2 protein-coding genes are annotated in these 8,009 nt (G+C 41.1%); both read right to left on the bottom strand.

The genetic code is table 11. The features are described 5' to 3' along the window. Positions 1–153: 153 nt before the first annotated feature. Complete coding sequence (locus U0M88_RS05125; protein WP_167698930.1) at positions 154–600, bottom strand: hypothetical protein; 447 nt, start codon at positions 598–600, stop codon at positions 154–156. After that, entirely contained in the window at positions 600–7,985 is a 7,386-nt protein-coding gene (locus U0M88_RS05120; protein ID WP_331869122.1) for a discoidin domain-containing protein, read from the bottom strand. Before U0M88_RS05120 ends, U0M88_RS05125 begins: the two co-directional genes overlap by 1 nt. Positions 7,986–8,009: the final 24 nt, after the last annotated feature.

The following is an 8,009-nucleotide window of genomic DNA, read 5'->3' as shown; positions in this document are numbered from 1 at the left end:
TTGCAGATACATACCTTCATATCAGCAGATAATTTTGGCTTTCTTCCCATAGAAAAATCCCACCTCCATAGATACACGTTTATTTATTTCGTGTGTCCACTTTAGTGGGATCATATCAAAATCCATCCGCCCTTTTGTTCATTCTACAAAATATTATAGATTTTCCAGATGATTGTTCTTCACCCATGCTTCCAACATATCTTTGGTAATTTGAACACTTTCCGGATTCAGGTCTGATTTAAAAATTCCTTTTTCAACATAATATACGCTTGGTGTAACATGAAACGTCGGGAAATAATTACGCACACGGGCTAGATTATCGGCCGGTGTCGCATTTTCTTCCTGATCCAATAGCACTTTAAAGATTTTTACTGGGTGTTCAGGAATATATTCACTGAGAATTTCATCAAAATCATGACAATATCCACAATCGGATTGCGCATAATAGACGATAAAAGAATCTTGATTTTTTACTTTTTCGTCAATTTGATCTAAATTCACCAAAATAATTTCACCCGGAGATGCAGACGAAACGCTCGTGCTGCATCCCACAAGTAAAACTAGAGAGAAAGTGAATAATATCCCTTTCAGAAACTTCATTATTTCTTTCCTTTACGACGAATGCGAATCTTCTTGTTTTTCAGAAGAGTCACTGTACCAGCAGTGGCAGCCGCCGATGTGGCCAAAGCCGCAAACAGGCCGACAAAGGAATGTACACCGGTTTTTGTGTTTCCTTTTGATTTCGAAGAATCAGTAGGGTTGACTATTACAGTATTGGATCCATTGGAGCCTGTATCTGTCGAATTGTTTTGTCCATGATCTGGTGTATTGGTATTTGGATTTTCATTATCCGATGGATTTGGCTGTTCTGTTTCTTTTGGTGTAACTAAAAGTGCCTGTGCGATTTTTTCAATCGTATCAGTGGCTTTGGCATATGTCAGATCCTTGTCTTCCAGTGCTTTTTGAGTCGCCTCAATAGCCTCTTTGATCAAATCAGCATCTTTGGCCTCATACTTGTTCAAATCCAGATCTTTTAGAATATCCAACGCTTTCTCGATCACTTCTTTTTGTGTGGAAGTAGCCTTTTCATCTTTTGGTGCATCTTCTTTTGGCTGTATAGATAATGCATTAGCCAAATGTTCAAGTACATTTGCTGCCTCTTCTTTTGTCAACTGATCGTTGTCAGCAGCCTTTTGTGCTTCTTCGATTGTTTCCTGGATTACACCTTGAGCCTTTGTATCATACAAGTTTAAATCCAGACCTTTTAAGATATCTAAAGCTTTGGCGATCACTTCTTTTTGCGAAGAACTTGCAGGCTGCTCTTCTGGTATCACTTCCTTAGGTTCTAAAGAGAGCGCTTTAGCCAAATCATCAATCACCTTAGAAGCCTCTTCCTTAGTCAGATCTTTATTGGCCAGGGCATCTTCCCCATCAGAAATGGCAGCTTTGATCGTTTTTCCATCTTGTTCTGAATAAAGATCTAAATCCAAATTCTTTAACACATCCAATGCATGTTGAATGGATTCTTTTTGATCGTCAGTGGCCAAGTTTTCATCTTTAAAATGTAAGCCTGCCTGTGCTTCCAATAAAGTGTTTACCAAAGTATCAATTTCTTCATTGGATTGCGGATTAGCCGCTTTTGCGTTCTCTAAAGCGGTTTTAAATGCGGATAAGGCATCATCCTCTACACAATCCTGCAGATTTACTTTTTCTGCTTCCTGGATGGCATTTGATAATTTCTCTCGATTCAATTCTTCCAATTGTGTGAAAGCTTTCTTTAGTGAATCTACATGTGTTTTGATCAGTTCTTTATTCTGCACCGGATTGGATAATAAATTCTGTGCTAATTGCAGCTGCTCTTTAAACATTTGATATTGTTCGTTAGGAACATAACGAGAATCGTCTATGTTGCTAAAGCTATTAAGCTGATCGATATCTTTTTGAATCTCTTCGATTTCCGAAAGAGCACCCGCTAAGGCATAATACGCATTTTGCAGAGTGTCCTGATCTTGATCTAAGGCTTGTGTAGCTTTTTCAATTTCAGATGTTAGATAATCCTGCAAAGCTGCATTTTCGTATTTCACACCTTTTGCTTGTTCGATCAATTCTGCTAATTGCTCCTGTTTTGGATTTTCGACAGTCACTGTTAAGGTTTTGCTGACAGTATCATTGGCCTTGGCCGTAATGGTAACCGTACCGGCTTTTAAGGCGGTTACAGTCACCGTGCTTGTATTTGTCGATGCATTGGCATCTCTACGTACTCGACGACGTCCTAAAGCTTGTACACTGGCAATGCTTGGATCCGAAGATTCCCAAGTGATAGTGTCTGTTGTATCTTCCGGCAGAATGGTAGCCGTTACAGTCTCCGTATTTCCGGCATCCAATTTTAATTCCGTTTTGTCCAATTCGATTGAAGTGGCTGGAATCGCATCGGAATGTAAGGCACCAAAAATACTGAACTCAGCGGCCGAAGCATATAAGTTATTTTGATTTCCTAAAGACTCCAGAGCGGTAATGCGTACATAACGTGCTTTTGTCTTGTCAAACTTGATCTTATGTGGTTGTGTTCTTTCCACAATAGAAGATCCATCGTTTTCAATCGTGCCCACTACGACAGGCTTGAAGGTTTCTCCGTCTTCACTTGTTTCGATCTGATATTTGATGATGTCTCCATTTCGGCTTCCTTGACGAGGCAAGTAGTTGACTTGTTCCACATCGTATTCATCCGCTAAATCAACAGTTACACTCTGTGGAAGTTTTTCCGTTCCCTGTTCCCATCCGGAATGCCAATACGTAGCTTGATCACCATCAAATGCATTTTCCACTGGTCCTTCAGAAGCCGATGTAGTCGCCGTGACATTGGCCGGATCTACAACAATCGGATTTTCACTATCCGGTTGAGCTGTGTTGGAACCGCGGTATTCTAATTGTTGAATGGCTTTATAAAGTTGAACGACCTGCGCATTGACTTCCGTCTGTGTCGCATCCTTTTTATCCTCTACATTCTGGGCTAATTTTAAAGCATTCTTTAACACATCCAAGGAAGAAGGTGTGTACAAGTTTTCATTGGCCAAAATCGCATTGGCTTCTTCAATCTTTGACTCTAATTCCTCTTTGGAAGTTACGGCTTCATTTACCGTGATTTCCACTTGTCTTGTGATTGCCTCTCCTTGAACCGTTTGTCCGTTTGAAGTTATTGTTAACGTCACGGTGCCAGGTTTTAGGGCATGCAATGTGTATTCATAATGATCATCTCTTGTCGTACGAATAACTTCCAAGACTTCCGGATCCGAGCTTTCGATCTTGATCAACTTATTTGTTGCTGTATCCGGTGCAACGGAAGCCTTGAATCCTTTCAAATCACCTACATTGAGCGTTGTTGGATTGGCTTCATCCAATGTAATATCTTCAATTGGAGTTTGTGCATTTTGTCTAAATTCGACTTCATCAATATTCAGTTTGAATACTTGTCCGGCCTGACTTGTTTTCGCATTGAGTTTAAATCCTTCAGCTTGTATTGGATCGGCAAAATGAATGACATACGCATTTTCATCTTCTGTTTTATCAATCACATAGCTTCCGATTTTCTGTTCAACGCCATTTTTAATGCGATACAGATCAAAATCTTTCAGCGCACCTCCATTGATACGATTTCCATCTACGCGAACATGGATTATCACATCCGATACTTTCTTTATTTCGCCAAAGTTAAAACGAATCCAATACGGTAATCTTGCCGGTACACTGGCTTCGTCATTACCCCATTTAAATTCAAATCGATTGGCATCGCTGCCCCAGGCACCATCGATCAATTTATCAACACCCATGCCCGGCTGCAATACCGATTCATCTTGTCCTTCTACAGAGAGTACCTGAATCTTTGATTCTGTTTCTGGCTCTGGTAAATCTTCGGATGGTTTTAAAGGATCTATGTAATTCATATTGTTGCTGACAAACATAAAGTCAGAAAGATTGAAATCACTGGCTTTGATGTCTAGATCCTTTTTCGCAGTAAAGGTGACAGTTGCCAAACGGTTCGTTCCCGAAAGCATTGGCTGATCCCCTAAGTTACTGTATGCGAAATTCACATTTCGATTTTTATCCGGATGTTCCTGATTTTGGTAGGCAATACGATCAAATACAAATTCGCGCTGATCGCCTGTCGCAATATCCGAAGAAACACTGACAAACTGTAAATCTTCACTGTTATATGGAATTTTTCCACCTAAGGCATATACATTTTCCATGGAAATGCTTTGAATGGATAAAGTTACTTTTTCACCGGCACTGTAATGTGCTTTATCCGGTTCAATCACTAAGGAACCTTTTGGATCGCCACCCGTCTTCGCAATTCCTTTGCCGAGTCTGGAAGTCGTTTGGGCTATATCGGCCGCATCATAGTATTGATTGGCATTCCAGTCCGAACGTTTGACCTGATCCCATGTTGGATCCCCTTCTTCCAAACCAATATAGTTATCGATCTGTACGACATCGTTATCATCGATGACTCCATCATTATTGGTATCGCCCACAATATAACCTTCTGTACCATCAACTTTATAAGGCTGTAATTCCGCTGCCGAGAAGAAACCTCCCAATGATTTTTTTACTACATACTTGATATAACGTGCTTTTTGACCACTCATATCCATTGTTTTGATATCCGGGTCGCTCATATCGCGACTGTAAGTCCATTCTGGATTTTTGGAAGAATCATACGCCAAGGTCCAGTTGGTACCATCCAATGATGTATAAACATCCATCTTCTGTACCGTACCATTTCCTTTATTATCTTGACGTGGGGTATATTCAATGCGATCAAGATCATAGATCTTCTTTAGATCATAGATCAAGGCCTGTCCATCTTGTACCGCATTTGTCGAGTGGAACATCGTTCCGGTATCAAAGTCAAGGATATTGGCCAGTTTTCCCCAGGCATCTCCATATTCCCAAGTCACCTGAATATCTTTTGGTACATTTCGATACGGATCTTGTGCTGATTGTACTTCTAAAGGCTCACTCCATTGCGAATACCCGTCTTTATTACGAGCGCGTACACGATAGGTATGCTTAGAATGATAAGCCAGATCCGTATGTTCAAACTCCGGTTCCGTAAATCCGGTTTGAATAACACCATCCGCTTCCACTTCATAGCTTGTGGCATTTTCCACTGCATCCCACTGAAGATGAATTGTATCCGGAGTAATTGATTCTTCCGGTGCACGAACATTAGCCGGTGCTTTCAAATCCTTATTTAAAACATTTTTATCCAATTCACCGTCATTTTTAAAGCCTTCCAGGCTAAGCTCAATCGCATTGGCGCTCACATCCGTTTTGGCAAATTTCACGTATAGCTTTGGTGTTGTCGTAATCTTTACCGATGCGAAATCCGATTCAGGTGTCGCAAATCGATTCAGATCCGGACTTTCATTGTAGTAATAAACATTTCCCGTAGCTTCATCGAATTCTTTTTGTGAATGAACTTCTGTCAGATTTTCATAATTTGCTCCTACAGTAGCCTGAATCGAAGATGGTTTTTCACTGACATTGACTACAAACTGTGTTTCCTTATTGGCATCATAACCCACATAGCTTCCTTGACTGGCTTCTGCCTTCAATACAGCTTTTTCACCTGTTACTTTACTTGTGAAATGTGTTGTAACCGCAGATCCATAATTCACTTCCGAAGTATTTGTATTGTCCACAGTATTTCCGGCATCCTCATACAATGTATAGTCTGTTTCACCAGCCGGATAGAATTCAACGACACGTTTGGATTTATCAACACCTTTCGTGTTTGTTTCGGATTTGGCAAAACCATTGTTATGGGCTTCTGTCATAGGCAAAATGGCTCCATTTTTGACAAACAAAGGCAGTTTCCAAATCGGTGCATCAAAGTTATTTAATGTACTGCCACCCTCATATTGTTTTCCGGTAAAGTAATCAATCCATACCTGATTGGAATCCGGCAGATAAATCCCATTACGAATATCATTTCCCTGACCGTCCGCAGCCGTATTTTGATATACCGGTGCCACCAGCAAGTTTTTACCCAACATAAACTGATACTGTACGTTTTTTCCATAAGTATTGGCATCTTCCGGAAATTCCAGGAACATCGCACGAACTTGTGGCTTTCCTTTTTCACCATCTTCTCCTAAGTTTGCGGAAGAATAAGCAGTGGAATAGATATAAGGCATCAATTGCGAACGCAGTTTTAAATACATACGGTTAATGGATGTTGTATCTTCTCCAAAAACATAAGGCTTTTTGGGATAGGATCCCCATCCATCCATATCTAACATCATCGTTGTAAAGGATTTCCATTGAATATCACGTGTCTGAATGAGTGAGCTTCCACCAAAGATACCGTCCACATCACTGGATACATTGGGATTTCCGCTCAAACTTTGTCCAATATAAGTCGGAATGTGGAAACGTATATACTCCCAGTTCCCACCTGTCTGGTCACCCGTCCAGATTCCACCATAGCGCTGCGTTCCAGCCCATCCATCCAATGTGACAATGGTTGGACGATTACGTGTATCTGCTTTTGTGATAATATCATACGCCTTGTTGATTCCGTTTAAACCAAAAGAATAGCCGGCACCTACCCAGGCCACATCGGTTTTCAGCGTACGAATTCCGCCCTGATACACTTCCTTTTCAAAATCACGCTGTAAATGAATCGGCTGATTGGGATTTGGTGTTAAATCGGACTGAGTCCAAAGTCCTGTTCCCAGACCTTTTGAATTCGCATAATCCGTAAAGCTTTTTAGATTAGCAATATTATTATCCAGATTGGTATCATCCTGACCATATCCACAACCATAGCCATCGTTTGGCAAGAACCAGCCTAATGGCATGTCATATTTATCATATTGATCGATGACACCACGGGCTGAAAATTTATAATCCGCTTCATTAGTACCGTTCAAAGTCTCCAGTACACCGCCTCGTTTAATCTTTCCGCCATTATTGGTTTCCTGATACTTGCTGCTGTCATTGATCGTTTCCAGAGGAGTTCCTCCACCTTCTGTCCACTCATCCCGGTTATAACAATTCAAGTGTCCCAGATAGAACGCTTCTTCCGGGAATAAAGCCGGATTCCCCGTCACTTTAAAATAGCTTTGTAGTAAATTGGTTGGTGTATCGCCCACAAAGTAGTAGGCGTCCAATCTCTTTTCAGTATGCGAAGTGCTGACTACATCCGCCTGGGTCTTTCCAAAATCATATTCCCCTTTTTTAAATGTATTTCGCAATACACCATAGCCATTGGTAGACCAATAGAAAGGATTCGGGCTGGCAACACCGCCACTGACCCAGTTATTCAAATTTTCGATCTTGATGGATTCTCCAGTATGAACAAAACGTCCGTTTTGCGTACCGCCACCATAGAAGTTTTCTCCTTCATTTTTCACAAAAGACTGAATCGTACTTCCTGTTTTATATTGAATCGGTGCCGCTTCCTGCCATACAACGGTGCCATCTGTTCTCTTTAAAGTCATACGAGCATCTGTTTTAGATACTTCTAGTACTATGGCATCGTTGGAGATGCTGTAGGCATCCTGTGTTTCGCCGACTGTCGGAGTCGGTTTCGAATACTCATCGGAAGAATCGGGCTGTTGTACGATACGTCCGGTATGGGATACATCGTTAGGATCTGCATAGTCTTTAAAACTGGCATCCTGCCCATCGACTTCCATATCAAAACGGAATAGATTATTTTCTAAGAATGTGATTTTGGCCTTTTCCCCATTCGCAAAACGAACGGTAACAATATTGTTCTGTACCTCCGGCATAGCTACAGGCGCACCTATGAAAGTATATCCGGATTTAGGCTGTAATGCCTCATTTTTCGCAACACGATCTGTACGAGAAACATCCGGTTCCTGTGCCATGACAGTGACCGGTATGTTTAGAAGTGTTGCGGCTTGGCTTGCCGTTACCACAGAAGCCAAAATCGCTTTTTGATGTCTTTTCACTTTTTCACTACCTCTCTTTTTAGT

Source organism: Faecalicoccus sp., from assembly GCF_036552745.1.
GTDB lineage: Bacteria > Bacillota_I > Bacilli_A > Erysipelotrichales > Erysipelotrichaceae > Faecalicoccus.
The sequence above is the reverse complement of the archived record's forward strand: the minus strand, read 5'-3'. Positions and strand labels throughout refer to the sequence as shown.